Origin of the sequence: Amycolatopsis sp. NPDC051071 (assembly GCF_040682875.1) — a bacterium.
GTDB lineage: Bacteria > Actinomycetota > Actinomycetes > Mycobacteriales > Pseudonocardiaceae > Amycolatopsis.
On sequence record NZ_JBFBBY010000004.1, the window covers coordinates 72,177 to 96,225 of the forward strand.

The following is a 24,049-nucleotide window of genomic DNA, read 5'->3' on the forward strand; positions in this document are numbered from 1 at the left end:
CAGCAAGAACGACACGGCGAAAGGGCGGGACCCGATGTTCAAGAAGATCCGCGACAAGATCAACGACGCGACGCAGCAGGGCATGGCCCGGGGTACGCAGGACTTCCAGCAGCACGCCGAGCAGTTCCGGCGGGCGGCCGCCGCGCAGGGCCACGACATCACCCCGCAGCTGCCGACGCCGCAGCTGGCCGCGCAGGCGTTCCGTAACCTCAACGCCGACCCGGACATGGCGGCCTTCCTGGCGCTGCCGATGGAGGAGCAGCTGCGCCAGCAGCAGGAACTGCAGGCCTACGGCACCGAGCTGCGGCGTCTTTACGACACCTGCGAGCACGCCACCCTGGTGGTCCACGGCCTGGAGCCGACCGGCCGGAAGATCGCCGGGCAGGCGCAGTACACCGCGACGCTCGACGTCACCCGCGCCGACGGCACCACCTACCGGACGGCGACGCTGCTGATCACGCCGCTGGCGACGATCCAGCAGTACGCGCCCGGAACCCGCCACGATGCCCGCGTCGACCCCGCCGACCCGGCGAAGGTCGCCGTGTTCGGCCCGATCGCGTAGGCGGCGGCGATGTTCGGCTCCTTCGAGTTCGGCCTGCCGGGAGACCCCCGGCAGGCCCGCCGCCCCAGCCCGCGCCTCTGGCTGCTCGGCGTGCCCACGACACTCGCGTGGGCGGTCGCGGGCTGGTCGGGCACCCTCGGGCTGCTCGACGGCTTCCGGCTGATGTCGCTCAACCGCGTCGGCTCGTGGGGGGCCGACACGGGCCCGGCGGTCTCACTCGTCCTGTTCTTCAGCATCTCGATCACGGTGGCTTCGTCGCTCGGGTTCGCGATGCTGTGGGGCGGCGGGATGTCGTTGCGGGGGATGGGGGTCGGCTTCCGGGCCAGCACACTGGCCGCGTGCCTTGGTATCGCGCTGGGCAGCGGCTTCGCGATCCCGTCGTGGACGAAGCCCGAGTCGATCGGGCAACGGCTGCCCCTCGGCGGCGGCGCGGCGGAACCCTGGACCGACGTCGACTGGATCGTTTACTACGAGCCGTATCTGGTCCCCGGGGTGGCCGGGGTGTCGGCGCTGGTCATGGTGATGGTGCTGGTGCGGGCCTTCGTGACCAAGGCGGAGGCGGACGACCACGCGCAGGCACTGGCGCAGACCGGCCGTCAGGTGCTGGGCCACGTCGTCGGCATCGAGTTCACGAACATCTGGGTGATGGGGAACCCGCGGTTCACCGTGCAGGTCCGGTTTCCCACGGACGAGGGGGAGCGGACGGTGATCACGACGATGATCACCCCGCCGTTGCAGGCCCCGTCCCGTGGCTCGACGGTGAAGGTCACCTACGACCCGCGGAACCCGGACTCGGTCCAGGTCGATCCGGACCCCGCCGACCGCGCGGCGGGCGGGAACCTCGGCGCGTTCCTGCCGCCGATGTTCTGACCGGACCCCTTAGGCTCTGATCTTCAGGCGGGAAGAGGGCAGGAGTGCACCATGGACGAACAGACGGCAGAGGTGTCCACCGCGCAAGCGGTCCGTAAGGCGATGATCCGGCTCGTCCCGTTCCTCGGGCTGCTGTACCTGCTGAACTACGTCGACCGCGTCAACGTCGGGTTCGCGGCGCTCACCATGAACGCCGACCTCGGCATCAGCTCCGCGGCGTACGGGCTCGGCGCCGGCCTGTTCTTCGTCGGCTACTTCTTCTTCGAAGTGCCCAGCAACGTCATCCTGCACAAGGTCGGCGCCCGGATCTGGATCGCGCGGATCATGGTCACCTGGGGCATCGTCGCCTCGGCGACCGCGTTCATCCAGGGCGAGGTCAGCTTCTATATCGTCCGCGTGCTGCTCGGCATCGCCGAAGCGGGCTTCTTCCCCGGCATCATCCTGTACCTGACCTATTGGTTCCCGCGACGGCAGCGAGCCAAGATCGTCGCGTTGTTCTTCCTCGCGGTGCCGCTCTCGTCGGTCATCGGCAGCCCGGTGTCCGCCCTGCTCATCGAACACGGTGACGGCGTCTTCGGCTTCGACGCGGGCTGGCGCTTCATGTTCTTCGCCGAGGGATTGCCCTCGATCCTGCTCGGCGTGGTGGTGTTCTTCCTGCTGCCGAACCGGCCTCGCGACGCGAAATGGCTGACACCGGCCCAGCGCACGGCGTTGCAGTCGGCGATCGACGCGGAGGACAGCCGCGAAGTCGGCAAGGAGGTGAGCACGCGATCGGCGCTGACCGACCCGCGCGTGCTCGCGCTGAGCGCCGTCTACTTCGGAATCGTCTTCGGCCTCTACGTACTCGCGTTTTTCCTCCCGCAGGTGATCAAGGGTTTCCAGCAACAGTTCCAGACCAGCTACAGCATCGTGGAGATCGGCCTGATCACGGCGATCCCGTACGCCGTCTCGGCCGTGGCCATGGTGCTGTGGGCACGGCATTCGGACCGCACCGGCGAACGGGCGGGCCATGTCGCCATCGCCGCGTTCGTCGGCGCGGTAGCGATCGCGGCGGCGTTGTACCTGGGTTCGCCGCTGCTGGTGATGATCGCGGTGACCGTCTGCGTGATCGGGGTGTTCGCCGCGATCCCGGTGTTCTGGCAGCTGCCCAACGCCTTCCTCGTCGGGGTGGGGGCCGCCGCCGGGATCGGCCTGATCAACTCGTTCGGCAACCTCGCGGGCTTCGCGGGTCCTTACCTGGCGGGCTGGCTGCAGGGCCTGACCGGCAGCTTCCGCGCCGGGATGTGGGCCGTCGCGTTCTTCATGGCCGTCGCGGGGTTCATCGCGTTGTCCTTCCGCCGCAAGGACGAGCACATCGTCAAGTGAGGTGGTCGAAGTCGCCGTTCACCCACCGGATGTGGGTTTCGGCGCTGCGGTGCACGACGGCGCGGGCGTCCCGGTCGATGGTGTCGCCGCCAAGGGTGTACAGCCGGTCGTAGGGGAAGTCGTCGAGCCGGTCGACGATGCGGCGGACCACGGCCCCGGACATCGGGATGTGCTTGGGGAAGTTGCGCTGGAACGAGACCCAGTCCGGCGCGAGCCCGCCGGTGATGGTGTCCCCGGCGAGGATGCTGCCGTCCGGGGTGCGTGCCACCGCGCTGCCCCGCATATGCCCGCCGAGCCGGATGAGATCGAGACCCGGCAAGGGTTCGGCGCGCTCGTCCCAGAACTCGAAGGCGGGATCGGCGGCGGGCAGCCATTCCCGGTTGCGTTCGTTGACCAGCACCGGAACCCCGCCCAGCGCACGGCTCCAGCCGAGCTGGGCGCCGAACATATGCGGGTGGCTGGTGGCGATCGCGACGACGTCGCCGAGGCCGCGCACGACGTCGAGCACTTCGGTGTCCAACCAGGACGGCGGATCCCAGAGCAGGTTTCCCGTGCGCGTCGTCGCGATGAACGACCAGTGCCCGATCGCGAAGTGCGGATCCCGTTTCACGCTGTGCAGGCCGCGACCGTGATCGCGGTGCAAGGTCTTGTGCGGGACGGAGTTCAGTTCTTCGTGCGTCCACCAGCGCCCGGTGTGCGCGCCGAGGTCACCGGCTTCTTCGATGCCGACCTCGCCGCGGTCGAGGACGCAGCGAGGCGGCTCCGGGGTGGCGGGATGTTCGATACCGCACCTGTCGCAAATCCACATGATCGACAGTGTGCGACCTCCAGTCGACTGGAGGTCAAGAACCCGCCCTCGACCGGGGCCGAGGGCGGGTTCGGCGGGTCAGCTGACGGTCGTCTTGCCGAGAACGGTGTCCTGGCCGGGCGGGTCGAGCGCGAGCTGGACGTCGAACTCGCCCAGCGAACTGTCGGTCACCACATGCGTGGTCGCCGCGCCGTCCACACTGCTGGTCGCTTCACCAGCGGGTGTGCCCGTCGGGATGGTGAACTCGACTTTGCCCTCCGCGGTGAACTTCAACGGGCCTTCGGCGGGCACCGCGGTGTCCGGGATGGGCAGTTCGACGGGGATGGAGACCGACTGCCCACCGGCGAGCGCGACGTTCACCTTCGAGGAGATCGTGCCGGAGACCTTCGTGGCGCCGACCAGCCGGAGCCCGTCACCCGCCGCCTGGCCCGCGTCGACGTCGAGGGTGAACGGAACCGAAAGCGGCGTCCCGGCCTGCGCGGTCGCCGGGATTTCGGCCTTGACGACCACCGCCACCTGCTGGTCGCCGATGAGGGGAAAGCCGCCCTTGTACGTGAGGTTCTTTTCCGCGGCGGCCGCGGTTCCGGCCGCGGTGAGCACTACGGTTCCCGCGATCACCGCGGCGATCCCGGCCGCGCGGAACCGGCGAACACCCTTTCGCGCGAGGGTTTCCATGATGTCGGGTCCTTTCGTCGTTGAATGGGCTCGCAGCCGAATGTAGGTGGAAAGTCACCAACGAGAAAGGAAAAGATCCGTCGCTTTTTCTTTACGCGTTGATTTTGTCACGCGTATGCGGAATAGCGAGATCGGGAATTGTCATGGCAAGGTGGGAAGGGGATATCACGCCGGGATTTTTGTAACCCGCGTGACAGGTGCTCCGGTCGAGGGAACTCCGCCGGACCGGCTACGCTCTTGATCGTGACCGAGCGACCCGATCCGTGGCATCTCCGCACGCGCAGGTTCCTGCGTGCGACGGATCAGCGCGGCGAACTGGTACGCGGGGCACGGTTGCTCCGCAGGCTCGTCCCCGGCGACGCCGACCCGCTCGCGCCGTCGACGGGCCGATCGTCCGATCGGCTCGCCCGGCTGCTCACCGAGGCGGGCGCCGACCGGCCCAGCGCCACCCGTGAGCTGGGGCTGGCCGCCGTTCAGGCCTGGCAGGCCGTCCGGCGATCCGGTACCGAGCCGCGGGCCACGGACGGGATCACGGTGCTGTTCACCGACCTCGTCGGCTTCTCGACCTGGGCACTGGAGGCCGGTGACGACCGCGTCCTCGAACTGCTCCGTGCCGTCTCCGAGGTCACCGAGTCCATCGTCAAGGGGCATCGGGGAAGCGTCGTCAAGGGCCTCGGCGACGGCGTGATGGCCGTCTTCGCCGACCCGGGTGAAGCGGTGAACGCCGCCTACGAGACGTGCTCCGCCGTGAGCGTGATCAAGGCGGACGGCTACCTGCCTCACCTGCGGGCGGGTCTCCATCGCGGGAATCCGCAGCGGGTGGGCGACGACTACCTCGGCGTCGACGTCAACATCGCGGCCAGGATCATGGCCGCCGCGGCCGGCGACGAGGTGCTGGCCAGCGGAAGCGTCGTCGAAGAACTCGACGCGGACGCCGTCATCGTGCGTCCGCGCCGGAACTTCCGAGCCAAAGGAACCCCGAAGGACCTCCGCGTCTACCGCGTCGTACCCCGGTACTCGGCGGCCTAGGGCGTGTCTGGCGAATCTGTTCGATGGGGTTCGTGATCCAGGTGGTTCCTGGTGGTGTGGGCCCTTCGGCCTCGTACTGGACGTACTTGGTCGAAGGGCCCGCGCCGCCAGGGGCCGCCTGGGCGCGAAGACCACGAACGAGATTTGCCAGACACGCCCTAGGGCATCTCCGAAGGCTGCGAGTCCAGTCCTGCCCTTGGCTTCGACCAGCCACCGCGGGTGAAGTCCGGTACCGCGACCGGTTTCCCGCCGCGGGCCAGCGAGAGCACGCTCAACGGCACGGGGGAGCACCAGGCCGCCGAGTCGTAGACGTCGATGTCCGGTACGAGCCCGGCGCGCATCTGCTGCACGATCCGCCACTGGAGCACGTAGTCCATGCCGCCGTGGCCGCCGAGGTTCGGGTCGTCCTTGAGCTTCTTCCACAGCCAGTGGTCGTGGCGCTCGCGGTACGGTTTGAAATCCTTCCACGCGTGGCCGGTGTGGTCCGGTTCGACGTAGATCCGCTCGGGGTAGTCCTCGACGATCCCGCGGCTGCCCGCGAGGCTGTTGATGCGGCTGTACGGGCGCGGCGAGCTGACGTCGTGCTCGGCGCGGATGATCCGGCCTTGCTCGGTCTCGATCAGACAGCTCACCAGGTCGCCGTTGATATAGGTCTCTTTCCACGACGGGTGCCCTGGCGGCATATGCCGCTGCCGGTAGTCCGCGAGCCCCTTCGGCTCGGTCGCGGTGGCGCGCAGCGTGGCGAACCGGTCGCCGCGGTTGACGTCCATGCAGGCGGCGATCGGGGCGAGGCCGTGCATCGGGTAGAAACTCGCGGTGCTGCGGGTATGCCACTTGCGGCGCCACGCGTCGGTGTAATACGTGTCGGAGAACAGGAGTTCGCGCAGGTCGTGCAGGTAGCCGCCGTGCCCGTTGGTGACCTCGCCGAAGACACCCTCGTGCGCCATCTTGAGGATGGCCAGTTCGTTGCGGCCGTAGCTGCAGTTTTCGGCGAGGAACAGGTGTTTGCGGGTCTGCTCGCTGGTGTTGACGAGGTCCCACAGCTGGTCGAGCTCGGTGGCGATGGGTAGCTCGATCCCGACGTGCTTGCCCGACAGCAGCGCGGCCTTGCCCTGCGGGTAATGGAATTCCCACGGCGTCGCGATGTAGACGAGGTCGATGTCGGTGCGGGAGAGCATCTTCCGGTAGGCGTCCGCGGATCCGCCGTACTCGGCCGGACGCGGGCGCCCGTCGGCGGCGAGCTTGTCCGCGGCGGCCTTCGCGCGCTCGGCGCGGATGTCGCAGACCGCGGTGACCACCGCGCCCGGAACGGCACTCCACCCGCCGATCATCGACATACCACGGTTGCCGAGACCGATGAGTCCTATTCGGACAATCGTATGCCGCTCGAACGGCACCCCGATCATGCTGCGCTGACCAGGACGGCGAGGAGTGCTTTCCGCTTCTTCCGCCGCGGTGGCGTTCGTCGGGATCGCGGCGAGCGCCCCGGCGGCGAGCGCGCCGCCGAACAGTGTCCGCCGGGAGACAGGGGGCAGGTCGGCCATGAAGAACACTCCTTCGTGTCGCCTTCGGTGCCCAAGACTGTGTCCAACCGCCGCCAGATATGTCAAGAGATGCGTCAAAGTGCGCAGTAAACTGCACTAATGCGCAGTTTGCCTGTGTGGAAAGGGATGTTTCACGCAACCCGGGTGCGCGCACGCACCCGGGTCGCCTCGACCGTCAGCGACGGATGAGCACCTGGTCGATCGACTTGCGGACGAGGTTGGGCACCACGCAGTCGTCGGCCGGGTAACCCACCGGTATGACGGCGAACGCCTTCTCGTTCTGCGGCCGCTCCAGCAGTTCGCCGAGGAACCGCATCGGTGACGGTGTGTGCGTCAACGCGGCGAGCCCGGACAGGTGCAGTGCCGTGAGCAGCATCCCCACCGCGATCCCCACCGACTCGTCGACGTAATAGTGCTTGTGCTTGGTGCCGTCCTCGTCGAGGAAGTACCGCTGCTGGAAGACGATGATGAGGTACGGGGCGTCGGTGAGATGGGTCTTGACGGCGTCCGTGCCGAGCGGCCGCAGGGCGGACAGCCACTCTTCACCCAGCCTGCCCTCGTAGGAGACGCGCTCCTCCTCTTCGGCGGCCTCGCGGATGCGCTGCTTGGTCGCGTCGTCCTCGATGAGGGCGAAGGTCCACGGCTGCTGATGCGCGCCGCTGGGCGCGGTCGACGCCACCGCGATGGCGTCGACCAGCACCTGCTCGGGTACCGGGTCGGTCGAGAACATGCGCACGGTGCGGCGGGTGTCCATCCGGCGGCGCAGATCGGCGGCGGTGGCCAGCGATTCTTCCGCGGACGGTCGAGCGGGCCGGTAGGGCACCGGCTCGAAGGGGTCACCGTAGGTCGGGGTCCACTGTGCTGCGGTCATGACGGTCATTCTGGAGTGACCGGCGGCCGACGTCGAGGTTATGTCCCTCCGGTTATGCCGCCATCCGTCCGCAGTGGACGGACATCGGACGGGCCATAGCACGGGAAACCCCGGTGCCGGTACCTAGAGAAGACACCTAACGGTGGACGCCCGAAAAGAATAGGTGTACCCGGGCGACTTTCGTCGGTGTCCGTTTTGCCTTGCCGGGTCACAGAATCAGCGCACCCCTGTTCCCCGTCCCCGCGGCCGGACCCCGGCCGCAGAAATGAGTCGGAACCATGCGCTTGCGCTCATTCGCCCTGATCGCCGGCACCGCCCTGCTGGCGCTGCTCGGCGCGACCGCCCCCGTGGCGGGCGCCGCGGAACCCTCCTCCGATGTCCAGCCGATGATCATCGGTGGCCAGAACGCGTCGAGCGGCCCGTGGGCGGCCAGGCTCTTCGCCAACGGCAGGCAGACCTGTACCTCCACGATCATCGCGCCGCAATACATCCTGACCGCGAAGCACTGCGTGGCAGGTGGTGGGACGTTCACCTTCCGGATCGGCAGCCTCGACCAGCAGAGCGGCGGCACCATGGCCACCGGCTCCACCGTCACCCGCCACGCGACCGCGGACCTCGCGATCGTGCGCCTGACCGCTCCGGTGACGGCCACGTACTCGCCGCTGGGCACCACCTCCGACGTCGCCGTCGGGCAGACCGTGCAGGTCTACGGCTGGGGCGCGACCAGCCAGTGCGGCTCGGAGATCAACTGCCAGTCGCGCTACCTGAAGTACGCCAACGTCCGCGTCACATCGGTCGCCTGCCGTGACTACAACGGTGGCGTCGCGGTGTGCGCCAGCCGCGGTGACGGCATCACGGCAGGCGGGGACTCGGGTGGCCCGATGTTCGGCTCCGGCCGTCAGGTGGGCGTCGCGTCGACCAGTGACCGGCAGAGCACGACGGCGTACACGAACATCACGCGGTACCGGCCCTGGATCCAGCAGGTGGCCGGCGTCTGACCTCGGTAGAAGCGGAGCCCTCCCCGGCGTTTGCCGGGGAGGGCTCCGTGCTTTGCCTGCCCAGGGTGAGTGAGCCGTCACGCAGTGGTCCTTGTAACGTGGGTCACGGGAGACATCTGGGCAAGGGTTCGGACGCCGTTCTTTCGGCGGGCGAATTCGGAGTCAAGAGGGTGGGGAATGAAATGAGCGGTGACAGTCGTGCGCTGGGCAAGGATCAGTGCGTGGAGTTGTTCCAGAAACATCTGATGTACAAGGATGAGCGGGTCGAGAAGGCCTTCATCGGGGCATCCGGAAGAGAACTGTTCCTGAGCACGAACAACGGTGACTTCTCGCTCCGTCTGACTCCGGGATTTCTGCGGATCGGCGGCGCCGAGTGGGTTCGGCAGCTGCTGGTCGTCACGGACGAAAGCATCCAGGCGGCCGGGCGGCCTCAGGAAGAGGTGCTGGTGATCTGCCACGACGGTTCCGTCTTGCACGTCAATGCCGAACCGGTGGCCGCTGAACTCGGCAGACGGCTTTACGACGACGACCTCGACCCCGCCGCTTTCGCCGAAATCCTCGTCAAGTTCCATCCGTGGTCGTCGGCCTGGTGCGACGTGATCACCGAACCCGATCGTGTGCGCAAGGAATGGGGTTATCCGGAGATCCCGGATGTCGCCGTCCCCCGGGTGAGCCGTCAGGGCACCGGCTTGCGCTTGTCGTTTCATTCCAGCGGTATCTACCAGCATGGCCGAGCGTCCGCCCGGATGCTGAAGATCAGTTCATGGACCGCGAACATCTGGCGGGACCAGCCTGCCAGATGGCAGTCCGAGCTGGTGGTGCGCGACATCATGCTGGACCGTTACCAGGGTCCTGAATGAAGGACGAGTATCGGGACGCCGTGATCGTCATACCCGGAATCATGGGCAGTGAACTCGTGGACACGGACTCCGGTGACGTTCTGTGGGGGCTGTCCGATCCCCGGTGGTATGTGCGGGCGTGGACCTCGGGAAGCTCCTTGACGGCGTTGCGGGTCACCGACGACGAGCGGCTGGGCCGCACCGGCCGGATCACGGCGACCCGGCTGCTCCGGTTTCCGGCGTTCGCGCCGGTCCTGCGCGGCGCCGAGCCCTATACGCGGCTGCTCTCCGGCCTCCGTGAGGTGGCCGCTCACCCGGACGCGGTGGCGGAATTCCCGTACGACTGGCGGCTCGCCGTGGAGCACAACGCCGGTGAGCTCGCCAAGCTGGCGGAGCAACACCTCGCCAGGTGGAGGGCGCATCCCGCCGGCGGCAAGGACGCGAAGCTCGTGCTCGTCGCGCATTCGATGGGTGGCCTGCTGGCGCGGTACTTCACCACGACGCTGGGTGTGGCAGGCGAAGTGCGTGCCACCATCACGCTGGGCACCCCGTTCCGTGGCGCCGTAAAGGCGGCCTGCATCCTCGGACAGGGGCTCGGCACGCCGTTGCCCTTGCCACGACGCAGGCTTCGTGACCTCGCGCGAACCTTCCCTGGGGTACACGCGCTGCTGCCGTCCTACCGGTGCGTCGACGAGGGCAGCACGGCCCGTCGGCTGTCCGTGGCCGACGTGACGGCCATCGGTGGTGACCCCGACCTCGCACGACAGGCCGCCGACTTGCACGACGACCTCGCCCGCTCGTCCGGAACAGCCCGCGCGGTCGTCGGTGTGTGGCAGCCGACCATGCAAAGTCTCGTTCTCCGCGACGGCGTGGTCGAACCGAAGTACTACACCTGCGAGCACTCGGGAACCGACGGTGTGCGCCGGATCGACCGCGGTGGCGACGGAACGGTCTACCGGGACTCGGCCTCCGGCGGCGTGGCACCGGTGTACCTTCCGCAGGCCCATGGCGCGCTGGCCAAGACCAGTGAGGTCATCGCGCACGTTCAGGCGGTGCTCACCGAGACGGAGCTGGGGCCGCCCTTGGGCGCGACGGTCGTGGGATTGGACGTGCCCGATGTCGTCCAGGCCGGGAAACCCTTCGACATCGTGGTGAGCACCGGCGAAACCCCCGGGGACACCGTGTCCTGCCGGATGGTCGACGCCGTGTCCGGCGCGGGTGTCTCGAGACCGATCCCACGCCGTAGGGACGGCACGCTGGTGGCGACGGCGGCCGCGCCGAAACCGGGCCTCTACCGGGTGGAGGTCAAGGCAGGCGGTTTCTCCGCCGTCACCGAGCTGGTGCTGGCGGCGGACAGCGAAGACTTCGGGGGTTGAAGCGCCGCCATGTCCGATGAGTCATCGTTCGAGGTAATCCCGATCGCGATCGGCGAGTATCGCCATCACGCCGGGCTCGCGGGGATCGACGAGCAGGTGGCGCGGATCGTCACGGCTTTCGGCCGGCTGGGCGGCGTGGAACGGGCGTGGGACGCGCCGCAGGCGGAACGGACCACGAGCGCGGTCCAGGCCCGGCTCAACGAATGGGTCGACGCCGAAGCGCCCCGCAGCTCCATTCTGTTCTGGACCGGGCATGGGGAGTCGAACGGCGACGACGCCTGGCTCGCCGCCCACGACACCCCGGATCCGATCGCCCATCGCGGAATCAACGTGACCACGGTGGCCGACACGATCATCGCCGAATGGCATCGCCGCGGGCTCGACGAGCGGGCGTGGACCATCGTCGTCATCGACGCCTGCGGGGCGGGGACGTTCGTGCGCAGGCTGGGCGCCGCGTTGTACAGCCGGACCGATGTCCCCGAGCGCCTCGCCTTGATCGGCGTCGGCGGGGACGGCGCGAGTCATCTCGGCGAGTTCGCCCGGGTGCTCGCGAAGACACTGGCGTCGTACAACGACAACGACGAACGGGTGGGGGTGCCCGACCTCGTCGGCCGGATCGAGAACCGCATCGCGCACGACGAGCGGCTCGGTGTGCAGGACCTCGTCGGCAGGCTGCAACGGCACATTCTGGAAGGCCGCGTGATCCCGCTCGACCTGCACAAGGCGGCGGCACTGCGCCGTCGTCGCGTGCTGTCGGAAACCACCGCGCCGGTCGACGTCTACCGTGAGCTGACGGAGTTCCTCGGTGCGCTGCCCGCTGACCAGCGCGCGCATTTCGTGCCCAAGGCACAAGGCGCCGAGCATGGTGAGCTGGCCTGGTACTTCGTCGGCCGGGTAGGGGAACAACAGCGGATCTTGAGCTGGTTGCGGGAAAGCGCCTCCGGGATGCTGATCGTGAGCGGCCGGGCGGGAGCCGGCAAGTCGGCATTGCTCGGCAACGTGCTGGTCCACACCAACGCCGAACTTCGTGACCTGCTGATCAGGGCCAGGGCATGGGAACCCGTCACGGATGCCGCACCGGCGGCACCCGATGTCGTCGTGCATCTCACCGGGCTGACCGCGAGCGAGGTCATCCGCAAGCTGGCCGGGGCCGCCGGTCTCGAGAAGCCGGCGGCGGTGGACACCGGCGGCGAAGCGGACTGGCTGGTCGAGACCCTCCGGAGCGAGCGGATCGCGCTCACGGTGTTCGCCGACGCGCTCGACGAGGCGCAGGAACCGGTCACCATCGCGCGTTCGGTACTCCGGCGGCTCGCGGATCTTCCGCTGGGAACGGTCGTCGTCGGTACTCGTGCGTCCACAAAGGAGGGGCCGGATCAGCAGACACCGGCCGACGAGGATCTGCTCGACGCACTCGGCCGCGGGACGGGCACCGAACTGGTCTGGGTCGATCGTGATCCGGTCGCGATCGCCGAATACGTCCGGCGGCGGCTGATCGCCGGCCGCCCCGATTTCACCGAGTCCACTGTGGACAATGTCGCCGAGATCATCCGGCGACAGGATCGCCAATTCCTGTTCGCCCGGTTGGCCGTGCACGAGATTCTCCAGCGACCCGACCTCCTTGACGACGAGGAAGAGCTTCTCCACGTCATCGGGCACGACCATCGAGTGTTGTTCGGCGCGGCGGTGAATCGGCTGACAGCCGGGTTCGCCGCCGCGGAGCCGTTGTTGCAGGCGTTGGCGCTCGCCCGTGGCCGTGGCCTGCCCCGCGCCGATCTTATCTGGGTCACGGTGGCAGGCGCGTTGTCGTACACGCCGGTCACCGAGAACGACATCGACGAGCTGCTGGAGACCGCCGCACCTTACGTGATGCTCGACGCCGAGGACGGTCAAGCCACTTACCGGCTGGCGCACCAGACTTTCGTCGAGCATTTCCGCCCGTGGCAGGACGCACCCGGGCACTGGCAGGCCACCAAGGTGCTGGTCGGTCTCGGGCGTCGCAACGGCTGGCCGGTCGCCAACCGGTACCTTGTGCGCCGGCTGCCCGAGCACGCCCAGCTGGGCGAGGCCATGGACTTGCTGCTCGCCGCCGAGGACGCGCTGGACCACTTCGACCAGCACGCCCTCGGCAACGCCGTCGTGGCCACTTCCTTCGGCTGGCCCAACGCGTCGTTGACCGCCAGGGCGGTGATCCGCACGCGGCATCTGCTCCCGGAGACGCCTGTCGACACCCGGCCGGCGGTCCGCGGTTTCGCGAGAATGATCGATGGCGCCACGGTTCCGCCGATGCGGGCCACGCGGAGCGACTGGTGGCCACGCTGGACGCATACCGGGTTCAGCTCTTCGCATCTGACGCTGGCCGGGCACGGATCGGGAATCGCCGAGCTGGTCGCGGTGGGCCCCGTGCTCGCGGTGCGGTCGCGGGCGGGCCGGGTCCGGTTGTGGGATCCGCGGAACGGCGCGTTGCTCGACGAGCTTCCCGGCACCGTGGACCGGGTCGCGGTCGCGCTGGCGGTGGTGGAACACCTCGGCCAGTCTCTGCTCGCCGTCGGGTACGGCAATGGGGTGGTGGCTCTCTATGACCCGGTGGCCTGCCGGGAGGTTCGCGAGATGCCGCAGGCCGGAGAGACCCGGTTGAGCGGGCTCATCGCCATGCCGGAGGGGCGGGTGGTCACCGCCGACCCGGCGGGCACGGTACGGCTGCTCGATCTCGTCTCCGGTGCGGAACTCGGCCGTTACCAGGCCGAAGGCAAGGTGTTGCTGGCGCCGATGCGCCTCACGGGTCGTCCCACCGCCGTGGCGATCGGCACGGAAAGTGGTGTCGTGCGGCTCTGGGAGCCGGACAGCGGTGACGTCACCGAAGTCGTCTTCGACGAGCATGAGTCGGAGCTGACCAGCCGTGGGCAAGGGCCGGTCACCGCGCTGACCACCGTCCCGGGCCGGGGAGGGGACGTCCTCGTGGCCCGCCGCTTGCACGGCAGTATCCGGGCATGGCAGCCGTCGGAATCCAAGGATTACCGGTGGAGCCTGGGTGAGCGAACGGATGCGATCGCCGGGACGGAGAGCGGCCTGCTCCTGGTGGGCAGTGGACCGGCGCTTTGGCTGTGCGATCCGAGGCTACCGCCGGCAGAGGCGAGGAACGGCGAGGTCAGTACCGGCCGGTCGAACCGGATCGAAGTGGTCGCCTGTGTCACCACCGCGACCAGTACGACCGTGCTGGTCTCCGCCGACGAGGGCGGTGACGGCACAGTGCGGATCTGGTCACCCGCGCTCGCCTCCGGCGCGGGACGGCGGGCCGCCCATGGCACGGAGGGAGCCGGGCCGGTCGGCCACCTGGCGGTGCTCGGGTCCACCGGTGCGGAATTCGTCGCGACGGCACATGAGGACACCACCGCGAACCTGTGGCGGCTGAGTACCGGCGAACGCCATTCCTCCTTGGCGGCCGAGGCGGTCGATGGGGTGGGTTCGCTGTCGACGGTCATCGGATCGGACGGGCGCGAGCTGCTGGTGGCAGGCCAGTACGAGCGGGTGACCCTGCGTGATCCGGCGACCGGAGCCATCGCGCGGACCTTCGAGTGCCCTGGAATGGGCCTGATCACGGCCCTTGCGGCAGTGCCACTCTCCACTTTGGACAGTGGAGGGCCCGGGAGTACGTTGCTCGCGGTGGGAAGTGGGTTCGGTGGAGACCGGACCATCCGGCTGTGGAACGTCGACACAGGTACACCTCACGGGTACCCGCTGCCGACGGCGCACAACAAGGGTATCGAGTCCTTGACCGCGGTACGGCTACCCGACGGCCGGACCATCCTGGTTTCCGGTGACGTGCAGGGCCGGACACAAGCTTGGGACCCGGTGAAAGCCGAGGTCGTCGGCGAACACCCGTTCGGCTCGCCGGCTTTCCCCTTGGCGGCGGTTCCGTTGCCTGGGCACCGCGATTTCCTTGCGATCACCGATGTTCCCGGCAACCTCGCTCTGGTGGACTACGCGACCGGCAGCTCCATCGCCTACGGATTCAAGGCGGCCTGCTCGGCCGTGTTCAGCCGGCCGGACGGGCAAACCGTCCTGGCCGCAGGCGGATCGTCGGGAACGGTCCGGTTCTGGCGACTCGACGATGAGGCGCGAGGGACGCCGATGTTTTCGATCCCCCTCATGACCCCGATCAACGCTCTCGCCGCGGCGCCGGGTCCGACGTTGGTCGCCGGAACCGAGGCCGGGGTGATCGTCGTCGACCTGGCCGGATTCGAGACTGGTCGTGGTTATTGAGGGGTAAGTCAAAGGTGGCGTGACCAAACCTGTGCCGCGATGGCTTGTCCGCTGACTTCAGGCGGAGGGTCACCCGGTGTAGGACTGTCCACAAAGGACGCTGTTCGGTGGTTAAATGTCCGATTAATACCTAGATGTGCGGTCTTGGCTGGGGGTCGTGAGTGGCAATGCGCGTTCTAACCCTCTTTGCCACTCACGACCCCCTCGCGAAACCGCGCAAAAGCCCCTTAATTGGACCCGCGACATCTCACAACTGTCCCTTAGGACGGTCAAGGGTGTCGGGCCCTGAAGAGTCCGCTCCCGCCGCCGAATCCGCCACGCCACCTTTGTCTTACCCCTCAACGGGTCCCTGGCCTGAGTCGCGCTTCGGCCCTGCGTGCCCGGTGGTTGGCGACATTGACCCTGTTCCCGCACAACCCCGGCATGCAGTAGCGCCGCCGTCCGGGTCGCGTGGTGTCGATGAACGCGCCTTGGCAGGTAGGCGCGCCACACGCACGGAACCGTTCCGCGCCGAGAACCTGTACAACGCCGAGGATCCCGATGCCGCAGGTCAGCGCGAGCGCGTCGGAGACGCTCGCGTCCGGGCGAAGCGAAACAGCCCACCGTGTGCGTCCAATGTCGGTGACGAGGGTGAGGGCACCGGCCGGTGAGGTGAGGGCGGAAGCCCCGTCGACGAGCCGGTCGCGTTCAGGATGATCGATCAGTTCCCGCACGCTGACGCGCAGCTCGTGAACCGCCCGCAGGTCGGCTGCTCGACAAGCAAGGGACTCAATTCCGTGAAGCTCGGCGAAGGCGACGAGAGAGGCCAGATCAGGCAGGTGATCCTCGCCGTGCCACACCTCAGGCGCGGTGTTGACCAGGTCGGTGGCAACACCAGACGCCCAGACGTAATCGTCCAAGGCTACTTGCATCCCTTACAGGCCTCCCGTACGTTCGATGGTCAACGGCTACTTTAACCCTTACTGGGAGGTCCGGTGGAGATCGACGCCTTGGTGTTCGACATCCTCGGCACGCTCGTCGACGAGCCGGCCGGGATCCGCGCCGGAATCCGGGCGGCGGCGCCGCGGGCGGATACGGATGAGCTGGTCAAGCTATGGCAGGACCACATCGAAACCGAGCAGCGACGCATCGTCGACGGCGAAAGGCCCTACGCGACCAGCGACGTCCTCGACCGCGAAGCAGCCCAGCTCATCGCTGGGCGAAGGAATCCCGAGAAGCTCGCGACAATCGGACAAAGGCTGCCGCCCTGGCCCGACACCGTCGAAGGGCTGGCGAGGCTCGCCAAGCACTTCCCGCTGATCGGCCTCTCCAACGCGAGCCGATCGGCGCTTCTGCGCATCAACGCCCACGCGGGCCTCCGCTGGCATCAGGCCCTTTCTGCGGAGGACGCCCAGACCTACAAACCGGACCCTGCCGTCTACGAACTGGCCGTCAAGGTGGCCAAGACTTCACCGGAGCGCCTTCTGATGGTCGCCGCCCACGCGTGGGACCTGAGGGGTGCCCAGAGTGTCGGCCTCCGGACCGCGTACGTCGCCCGGCCCGTCGGGGACCCACCGAAGCCCGGCGATCGGTTCGACTTCCACGCCGACGGGCTCGCCGATCTCGCCGACCAGCTCGGCGAACGGCACGCTTGATCAGAACTGTCGGTGCCTCGCGCTAGGTTCTTCCCAGTCCCCACCGAGGTGCCACCGCAAGGAGAAGATGCGTTGTCAGACTGGGAAAGAGCGAGTACGGCCAGGGTGCTGACACCCGCTCGCCCGCGCAAGCTCGCCAAGGTCCCGTTCGTCGAACTGGCCGACGGGCGAGTGCAGGGCGTGGTGTCCAGCGGATCGGACATCGGGCGCGTGTACGTCTCGTCGGTCGCGGCGAGCACGTACGAATTCGCCTGTAGTACCAACAACAATCGGCCCTGTGGCGGTGCGCGGGGCATGTTCTGCAACCATATCCTCGCGCTCATCACCGAGGCGGTCCTGCAGTACGGCGCCGAGCGTGTCGCGCGCTATCTGCGGGTGGAGGTCGCGGAGCCGACGGCTCAGGAGATCACCGGGACCATGAGCGCCACCCGGCCGTCGCAAGGGGACAACAGCGCCGCGGCGTCCGTCTTCAGCCAGTTCTTGCGGCACTTGGCGTATCTGGAGTTCGAGCCCTCGACGGCGCCAGTGCCGGAACTGCAGTGGTTCCCGCCGACCAGGGCGGTGGTGTGATGCGGACTGATCTGCTCACCGACCCCATCGCCGGTCTCGATGAGGCCCTGGCAGCCGTCGACGCCTTCGATCAGGTGCTCGTGTCCGGACTGCTGCGTCCCCAACAGGTCACCGGTTTGACCGAGCTCGCCGACGCTGTCGCGGGCTCGCCGCTGGCCACGCGCGTCGCCGAGGCCGCCGAGAAGACCGCCGCCGGGGCGGCGGGGGAGGAGCATTTCGTTTCCCTTGCTGTGGCAAGGATCGCGGTGTTCGGCTCGGTGCACGACGCACTCGTCGCGCGGATCGCCGAGGCGACGGGGCGGACATCCGACGAAGCGCCGGCTCCCGGAACAGCCGCTTCCGAATCGCCGAATCTGCTGGCGGCCGCACGATCCTGGCTGTCCGATCTTGCCCGTGCCGGGTGGCGAGGCATCGACCACGACCTGGTTTCCGCGTCGGCGCCGGTGATCTCGGCGCTGCTCGCGGAACCGGGCCTGCGTCGGCTGGCCGTCCTGCTCGACGGCTTCGCGGCCGAGCTCGCGGCATCCTGTCCCGGTGCGGCGATGGAGCGCGTTCCCACCAGGCGCTGGGGCGACCTGTGGTCGCGCGGGATGCTGCTGACCCTGCCCGGAGTGGCGGCGACGCCCGCGATCGGCACTGTCACGGGGCGTCTTCTCCCGCTCGGCGTCGACCTGCTCGAACACTCGACAGCCGCGCAGGCCCAGGTCCACGCGGTGTTCGAAGCCGAGGACGGTACCGCCCCGCGGCTCGTGCGCGCGAGTGTGACGGCGCCGAAACCGGACACGATCATCGGCGCCGGGATCTGGCAGCTGCTACGCCCGCAGTTGTCCCTGCTCACGGCGATCAGCGAGGGTCGATCGATGGACCTCGTCGACATGCCGGTCACCGCCGAGGGCGACCTGCTCTGGCGGGACGAGCATGCCCGCCTCGGCGAACCCGCGGACGCCTTCGCGACCGCTCGCGTCGCACTGACCACCGCCACCACACCGGCGATCGCACCACTGGACCGGCATCCGGCACGCATCGCGGTCCCCGTCTTCCTCGACGGCTACGGCACCGAGGGCGAGGAGGACGCGTTGACGTTCACCTTCGCCGGGATCAGCCTCGCGGTGGACACCGATCGCCTTCCCGCCGCCGGTCCACTGACCCCGAAGGCGGTCGCGAACTCCAGTGCGTGTCTCGGCCTGCTTCGGTGGGACGACGGAGGTTTCCGCGTCCAGCCGCTGGCCGTCGAGTCCACGGTGCGCAAGAAGATCACGGTGCTGCACGCCGGAGCGTGGGCGGGCGGCACCACGGACAAGGCCGGGGCCAAGGCCGAGAAGGCAGCCACCGACGCCGCGGCCGTGCTGCGCGAGCGCGCCGGAAAGTTGCTGCGGACATGACCGAACTCGAAGACAACCGCCGACAGGTCCTGTACTGGCGGCTGCTTTCCCGGCTCTTCGACAACGATGAGCAGGCCACGCTCGAATCGGCGAGTATGGCCGTGGTCGAGGACATCGGCCTGCCGCCCGCGCTGCTGGATCCGAACGTCGCGGTCGACTCCATCGTCCAGCGTCACCCCGAGCTGGCCGCCGAGTTCGACGGCCTGATGGTCCCCGAAACCGAAGACAGCCGGGACAAGGCCGCGGAAGTGCGGCGTGCGGCACTGGTGTCGAAGGTGCTGCTCAACGTCTTCGCCGCGGCGCCCGGCACGGTCACCGCCGGACAGCTGTCGAACTGGCAGGCCGACGCGGCCTGGCTCGAACGCGCCCTGGGATGCCGTCCTGGCGAGTTGCGCGGCGGCCGTCCCGGCGGCAAGGCCATCAGCCCGACCGGGCTCGGGGGTACCGGCGGCGCCGGGACACCCGACCTGAGCACGCTGCTTCCGGCGATCGGGCCGGAACTCGGCGCCATCGAGGCCGACCTCGTGAAGCGGATGCGTCTGCGTGAGGTCCTCGCCGATCCCGCTCTCGCGGCGAAGCTGAGCCCGAGTATGTCCTTGATCGAACAGTTGTTGCGGGACAAGGACAATCTGTCCGGAGTGGCGCTGGCCAACGCCAAATCGCTGATCCGCCGGTTCGTCGACGAGGTCGCCGAAGTCCTGCGCACCCAGGTCGAGAAGGCTTCGACGGGCAAGGTGGATCGCTCGGTCCCGCCCAAACGCGTGTTCCGCAACCTCGACCTCGACCGCACGATCTGGAAGAACCTCACCAACTGGAGCCCGGAAGAAGAACGGCTCTACGTCGATCGCCTCTTCTACAAGCAGACCGCGAAGAAGACCACACCGCAGCGGCTCATCGCCGTCGTCGACCAGTCCGGGTCGATGGTCGACTCGATGGTCAACTGCGCCGTCCTCGCCTCGATCTTCGCCGGACTGCCCAAAGTGGACGTTCACCTGATCGCCTACGACACCCAGGCACTCGACCTCACCCCTTGGGTGCACGACCCCTTCGAGACGCTGCTTCGCACGAACCTCGGCGGCGGCAACGACGGCATGGTCGCGATGGCGCTGACCCAGCCGAAGATCGCCGAACCAGCCAACACCGTGGTGATCTGGATTTCCGACTTCTACGAGACCCGCGTCGAGCAGCTGTTCGAGAGCATGGCCGCGATCCACCGGTCCGGGGCGAAGTTCATCCCGGTCGGCTCGGTCACCAGCGGTGGCCGCGGCAGTGTCAACCCGTGGTTCCGCGAGCGTTTCAAGGATCTCGGCACACCGGTGATCTCCGGCCACATCACCAAGCTCGTCCACGAACTCAAGACCTTCCTCACCTCCTGAACTTTCTCGAAAGGCACGACATGTCCGACGTCCTGCGCGCCCCCGCCGAACTCAAGTACGCCGAAGAGCTGGACTGGCTGGAGTCGGTCGACGACGGCCCCAAACCGTTCGCCTGGCGCCTGTCCCCGAAGATGGTGCGCCTGTTCGTCCTCGGCGCCGAGCGCGCCGACGGCCTCGACCGTGAGATCTCGCAGAAGTGGTTCGGCGACCGCGGCATCGTGGAGCGCGCCATCGTCACGCTCGCGTCCGACCGCGGCCTGCTGCTGATCGGCGACCCCGGCACCGGCAAGAGCTGGCTCGCCGAACTGCTGGCCGCGGCGATCTCCCGCAACTCCACACTCGTCGTGCAGGGGACCGCGGGCACCACCGAGGACCACATCAAGTACTCGTGGAACGTCTCCATGGTCATCGCCAAGGGTCAGTCGCGTGAGTCGATGATCCCGTCGCCGATCATGACCGCGATGGAGGGCGGATCGATCGGCCGGTTCGAGGAACTGACCCGCTCCACCAGCGACGTGCAGGACGCGCTGATCTCGATCCTGTCCGAGAAGTACATCTCGGTGCCGGAACTGGACAGCGACGGCATCGTCTTCGCGAAACCCGGTTTCTCCGTGATCGCCACCGCCAACAGCCGCGACCGCGGCGTCAACGACCTGTCGTCCGCACTGAAACGGCGCTTCAACTTCGTCCGCATCCCCGTGGTGACGAACAAGAAGAGCGAAGCGGAGATCGTGCGCTTCCGCACCGAAGAGCTCCTGCGGCGCCACCAGATCGAGCTGGAAGTGCCGCCGACGCTGCTCGACGTGCTCCTGCGCAGCTTCGGCGACTTGCGTGCGGCGGCGGCGTCGGCGGGCAGTGACGACGAGAAGCTGGAGTCCGCGTTGTCCACCGCCGAGCAGATCGGCGTGCTCGAAGACGCGGTGCTGCACAGCAACTTCTTCGGTGATCGAGCCCTGACCGCCCGCGCGCTCGCTTCCTCGCTGGTCGGTTCACTCGCCAGGCGTGAACCAGAAGACCTGTCGATCCTGAACAAGTATCTGCACGGCGTCGTCGAGCCGCGCAGCAAGGACGAGGGCGGGGACTGGCCGGAGTTCCTCGACGGCGGCCGCGACGCGATCGCCACCCTGTCGTGAGCGGCGCCTTCGAGGCGTTGCGCGGCCAGTTACGAGAGGCCGCGGCCGCCTTCGCCGACGGGCCCGGTGCGCTGGAGGGCATCCTGCTCGGCCTGGTCGACGACGTCGACCGCGCCGTGCGGGAACAGCTGGAGATCTTCCCGGTCTGTCACCATTCCCCGGCGTCGGCCGTGGCGATGGCGCGGCGGCTGCGGGAAAAGCAGCCGAAGGTGGTCTACCTCGAACTTTGCGAGGACATGGCGCCGCTGCTCACCGAACTGCGCAACTGCCGGCTTCCCGTGGCGGTGCAGGCCTTCGCGACCGAGGTGAAGGGTTTCCCCGCCGAGTGGGCGCCGCTGTCGGTGGTCGCGCCGATCACCGAGGCTTCGGCGGAGTACCAGGCGATCGCCTACGCCCTGGACACCCCGGGTGTCGAACTCGTCCTCGTCGATCGGTCCGCCGACCACGTCTTCCAGTGGGACGAGCGCGAGCCTGCGGCGGATCCGGACGCGCCGCCCGCCGAGGAGGAAGCGGCACTGCACGGCGACGCGATCGGCGTCGAGATCGGTGATCTACGGCCTCGGTTCGCCGAGCTCGAAGAGCATCTGCTGCGGCATGGACGGGTGCGGCACTGGTCGGAGTGGTGGCATCAGTACGTCGAGCTGCCGCTCGGCGACAGTGACCACGACACCTACCGCCAGGTCATGTTCCTGATCGGCAGCCTGTTCCGCCGGCTCGCGCCGGGCGACACCCACCGGGTGCGGGTGGACGAGGACCGCGAGCGCTACATGTGGACCAGGATGCGCGAACACCTCGCCGCCTCCGGTGCCGATCCCGCCGACTGCCTGTACATCTGTGGCGCGTTCCACGCCGCCAGCCGGGTCGCGGAGTTCGGGGCCGAGGGCACGGACGGTTTCGTGATCAGCCCGCGCAGCGAGAGCAAGTGGCAATACGGGCTGATCCCGTCGAGTCACGCGTCGATCGAGGCGCAGTTCGGCCTTGCCGGGGGATCGGTGTCGATTGCCGCGACCGAGTGGGCGAAGAACCTCAAGCGCACCCGGGTGAAGCAGTTCCAGCTGGAAGGACAGGTGGGCGGGCCGAAGCGGAAGAAGGCCCCGGAACTGCCCGAACCCACGTCGGACCCGGTCGCGTCCGATCAGCTTTCCGGTTTCCTCCAGCGACCTCCTGTCCTGGACGGACTGGACGAGGCCGAGTTGCTCGGCTGGTCGGTCGAGGTCGTGCGGGCGGCGCGGCGCAACGGCTATTTGTCGTCGACGGCCGACGCCATCGCGGTGTTCGAGACGTCGATCCTGCTGGCGGGCCTGCGCGACCGGGCGAAGCCAACGCCGTACGACTTCCAGGACGCGGCGGTAACCTGCATCGAGAAGGACGTCGTACCCGGCAGGCGCGACGTGCGCCGCATCGTCGAAATCATGATGGGCGGCGACCGGATCGGCCAGGTCGGTTACGACGCGCTGCCGCCACTGGCTCGCGACGTGCACGACAGGCTGGAACCGCTGAACCTCAAGTTGCAGCAACGAGGGGTGCAGCGGGCGCTGCTCGACATCGCCAGCAAACCCGAGCTGGGGCCCTGCTCGGATTTGCTGTGGATGCTGCGGTATCTGATGCCGCACGGCGCGGCGCGGCCGATCATGGGGGAGCGGCGGCTCGGCGAACGGCCGATCCAGGAGTCGTGGGATCTGGCGCTGGGTACTCACCAGCGTGCTCTCATCGAGCTGGGTTACGAGGGCGTCAGCATCGAACAGGTGTTGGAGCAGCGGCTCCGGCGGGCCGCGTATTACCCACAGGCCACCGCGGCGAAGGTGCTCGAAGCCGTCGAGGACGCGACGCTGTACCTGCGTAGCGCGAGGCTGGCGGGCGAACTGGGCACCCGGGCCCTGGAGGTGCTGGCGACCGAGCGCACGGTCGACGGCGCACCGGAAGTCCTGCGGCGTGTACGCAGGCTGCTGGCGCACTACCGGACCAGCGAGCCGGTCCTGCCGCGGTGGATCGAGGACTTCGTCAGGACCGGGTACGCGCACTACTGCACCCTGTTGCCGGCGGCCTTCACCGACGAAGAAGCCGGAGTCGAGCAGGTCGCCGCGATGCTGGGCTTCCTGTTCAGCATGGAGGCGCTGGCGTTGTCACTCGGCTGCGACCGCACCCAGCTGGAACTGGCCATTGCCGGATCGCATCCGCAGGAACCGTCGAAGGTGGCACTGCTCTGGGCCGCTCAGGTCCAGCTCGGTCACCTCTCGCGCGCGGAACTGCGCGAGCGGTGCGCCGGATTGCTGGCCAATCCGTTGGTGCTGCCCGCTTATCCACGGTATCTGAGCGGGTTCGTGCACGCGTTGGAACCGGCGCCGGGCCTGGCGGACTTCGTCGTCGAGGCGGTGTCGAACGCCTTCGCCGAGCTCCCGGACAGGCTGCTGCTGCCGTGGTTGCCGACGTTGATCACCACGTTGCGCTCCCGCGGGGCGGAACTCGTGCCGCTGCTGGTCCGGGAGGCCGGACGGGTCTTCCCCGGCCGTCTCGCGGCGCTCGACGCATGGGTCCCGCCCTGGAAGAACCAGCCGGAAACGCTTGCCACGCCCGGAAAAGTGGGTGGGAACGGGCTGGCGCTGCTGGCCGCGCATCCGGCGACCTGCGACGCCGTGGCGGGCCTGCTGGGCTGCGACGAGTCCTGGGGGAGCACCGCGACCGCGGGCCTGGCACTGGTCGGGCAGTACCCGGACTCCGCGGCGGCACTGGAGGAGGTGCTCAGCGGCGTGTGACCGG

Annotated in this window: 19 protein-coding genes; 14 read left to right on the forward strand and 5 right to left on the reverse strand. The window is 68.4% G+C overall.

Annotated features, from left to right (window positions below; all coding sequences use genetic code 11):
* Positions 1-34 precede the first annotated feature (34 nt).
* The 3 genes from AB0M65_RS02450 to AB0M65_RS02460 are packed head-to-tail and all read left to right on the forward strand — an operon-like array spanning position 35 to position 2,797.
* On the forward strand, positions 35-562 hold the full coding sequence (locus AB0M65_RS02450; protein ID WP_364020222.1) for a hypothetical protein: 528 nt from the start codon (positions 35-37) through the stop codon (positions 560-562).
* A 9-nt stretch (positions 563-571) separates the two neighbouring features.
* The gene (locus AB0M65_RS02455; protein WP_364020225.1) at positions 572-1,432 is read left to right on the forward strand and encodes a DUF3592 domain-containing protein; all 861 of its coding nucleotides are present in this window, start codon (positions 572-574) and stop codon (positions 1,430-1,432) included.
* A gap of 51 nt (positions 1,433-1,483) precedes the next feature.
* Positions 1,484-2,797: an MFS transporter gene (locus AB0M65_RS02460; protein ID WP_364020228.1), complete on the forward strand. Its 1,314-nt coding sequence runs from the start codon at positions 1,484-1,486 to the stop codon at positions 2,795-2,797.
* On the opposite strand, the gene AB0M65_RS02465 is transcribed toward AB0M65_RS02460, so the two are convergent.
* Together AB0M65_RS02465 and AB0M65_RS02470 are read right to left on the reverse strand one after the other, a co-directional pair.
* The gene (locus AB0M65_RS02465; protein ID WP_364020231.1) at positions 2,790-3,605 is read right to left on the reverse strand and encodes a hydrolase; all 816 of its coding nucleotides are present in this window, start codon (positions 3,603-3,605) and stop codon (positions 2,790-2,792) included. The genes AB0M65_RS02460 and AB0M65_RS02465 overlap by 8 nt on opposite strands.
* A gap of 78 nt (positions 3,606-3,683) precedes the next feature.
* Positions 3,684-4,280: a DUF6801 domain-containing protein gene (locus tag AB0M65_RS02470; protein ID WP_364020234.1), complete on the reverse strand. Its 597-nt coding sequence runs from the start codon at positions 4,278-4,280 to the stop codon at positions 3,684-3,686.
* A gap of 237 nt (positions 4,281-4,517) precedes the next feature.
* Here AB0M65_RS02470 and AB0M65_RS02475 point away from each other — a divergent pair, with 237 nt between their 5' ends.
* Entirely contained in the window at positions 4,518-5,309 is a 792-nt protein-coding gene (locus tag AB0M65_RS02475) for an adenylate/guanylate cyclase domain-containing protein (protein WP_364020237.1), read from the forward strand.
* A gap of 158 nt (positions 5,310-5,467) precedes the next feature.
* Here AB0M65_RS02475 and AB0M65_RS02480 read toward each other — a convergent pair whose 3' ends face one another.
* Both AB0M65_RS02480 and AB0M65_RS02485 read right to left on the reverse strand, forming a co-directional pair.
* Positions 5,468-6,853 carry a Gfo/Idh/MocA family oxidoreductase gene (locus AB0M65_RS02480; RefSeq protein WP_364020240.1) on the reverse strand — a complete coding sequence of 462 codons (1,386 nt, stop codon included), beginning with the start codon at positions 6,851-6,853 and terminating at the stop codon, positions 5,468-5,470.
* A 175-nt stretch (positions 6,854-7,028) separates the two neighbouring features.
* Positions 7,029-7,724 carry a nitroreductase family protein gene (locus AB0M65_RS02485; protein ID WP_364020242.1) on the reverse strand — a complete coding sequence of 232 codons (696 nt, stop codon included), beginning with the start codon at positions 7,722-7,724 and terminating at the stop codon, positions 7,029-7,031.
* Between the two features lie 278 nt (positions 7,725-8,002).
* Here AB0M65_RS02485 and AB0M65_RS02490 point away from each other — a divergent pair, with 278 nt between their 5' ends.
* The 4 genes from AB0M65_RS02490 to AB0M65_RS02505 all read left to right on the forward strand — a co-directional run bounded on the left by AB0M65_RS02490 (position 8,003) and on the right by AB0M65_RS02505 (position 15,197).
* A complete protein-coding gene (locus AB0M65_RS02490) occupies positions 8,003-8,722 on the forward strand; it encodes a trypsin-like serine protease (protein ID WP_364020245.1) in 720 nt (239 codons plus the stop codon).
* A 182-nt stretch (positions 8,723-8,904) separates the two neighbouring features.
* The gene (locus AB0M65_RS02495; protein WP_364020248.1) at positions 8,905-9,582 is read left to right on the forward strand and encodes a hypothetical protein; all 678 of its coding nucleotides are present in this window, start codon (positions 8,905-8,907) and stop codon (positions 9,580-9,582) included.
* Positions 9,579-10,937 (forward strand): hypothetical protein, encoded by a 1,359-nt coding sequence (locus AB0M65_RS02500; protein ID WP_364020251.1) that lies wholly within the window; start codon positions 9,579-9,581, stop codon positions 10,935-10,937. The genes AB0M65_RS02495 and AB0M65_RS02500 overlap by 4 nt, the downstream gene beginning before the upstream one ends.
* A 9-nt stretch (positions 10,938-10,946) precedes the next feature.
* Positions 10,947-15,197: a hypothetical protein gene (locus tag AB0M65_RS02505; RefSeq protein ID WP_364020254.1), complete on the forward strand. Its 4,251-nt coding sequence runs from the start codon at positions 10,947-10,949 to the stop codon at positions 15,195-15,197.
* Positions 15,198-15,535: 338 nt separating this feature from the next.
* Here the strand turns inward: AB0M65_RS02505 and AB0M65_RS02510 are convergent, their stop codons facing one another.
* Positions 15,536-16,096, reverse strand: coding sequence for a CGNR zinc finger domain-containing protein (locus AB0M65_RS02510; protein WP_364020257.1), 561 nt, complete (start codon positions 16,094-16,096; stop codon positions 15,536-15,538).
* 75 nt (positions 16,097-16,171) lie between these two features.
* On the opposite strand from AB0M65_RS02510, the gene AB0M65_RS02515 reads away from it, so the two are divergent.
* From AB0M65_RS02515 to AB0M65_RS02540, 6 genes are all read left to right on the forward strand, one after another.
* A complete protein-coding gene (locus AB0M65_RS02515) occupies positions 16,172-16,831 on the forward strand; it encodes a haloacid dehalogenase type II (RefSeq protein ID WP_364020260.1) in 660 nt (219 codons plus the stop codon).
* 72 nt (positions 16,832-16,903) lie between these two features.
* Positions 16,904-17,401 carry a hypothetical protein gene (locus tag AB0M65_RS02520; protein ID WP_364020263.1) on the forward strand — a complete coding sequence of 166 codons (498 nt, stop codon included), beginning with the start codon at positions 16,904-16,906 and terminating at the stop codon, positions 17,399-17,401.
* The gene (locus AB0M65_RS02525) at positions 17,401-18,783 is read left to right on the forward strand and encodes a hypothetical protein (protein WP_364020266.1); all 1,383 of its coding nucleotides are present in this window, start codon (positions 17,401-17,403) and stop codon (positions 18,781-18,783) included. Before AB0M65_RS02520 ends, AB0M65_RS02525 begins: the two co-directional genes overlap by 1 nt.
* The gene (locus tag AB0M65_RS02530) at positions 18,780-20,159 is read left to right on the forward strand and encodes a VWA domain-containing protein (protein WP_364020269.1); all 1,380 of its coding nucleotides are present in this window, start codon (positions 18,780-18,782) and stop codon (positions 20,157-20,159) included. Before AB0M65_RS02525 ends, AB0M65_RS02530 begins: the two co-directional genes overlap by 4 nt.
* A 20-nt stretch (positions 20,160-20,179) precedes the next feature.
* Positions 20,180-21,292, forward strand: a complete 1,113-nt coding sequence (locus tag AB0M65_RS02535) for an AAA family ATPase (RefSeq protein ID WP_364020271.1) — start codon at positions 20,180-20,182, stop codon at positions 21,290-21,292.
* Positions 21,289-24,045: a DUF5682 family protein gene (locus tag AB0M65_RS02540; RefSeq protein WP_364020274.1), complete on the forward strand. Its 2,757-nt coding sequence runs from the start codon at positions 21,289-21,291 to the stop codon at positions 24,043-24,045. The genes AB0M65_RS02535 and AB0M65_RS02540 overlap by 4 nt, the downstream gene beginning before the upstream one ends.
* Positions 24,046-24,049: the final 4 nt, after the last annotated feature.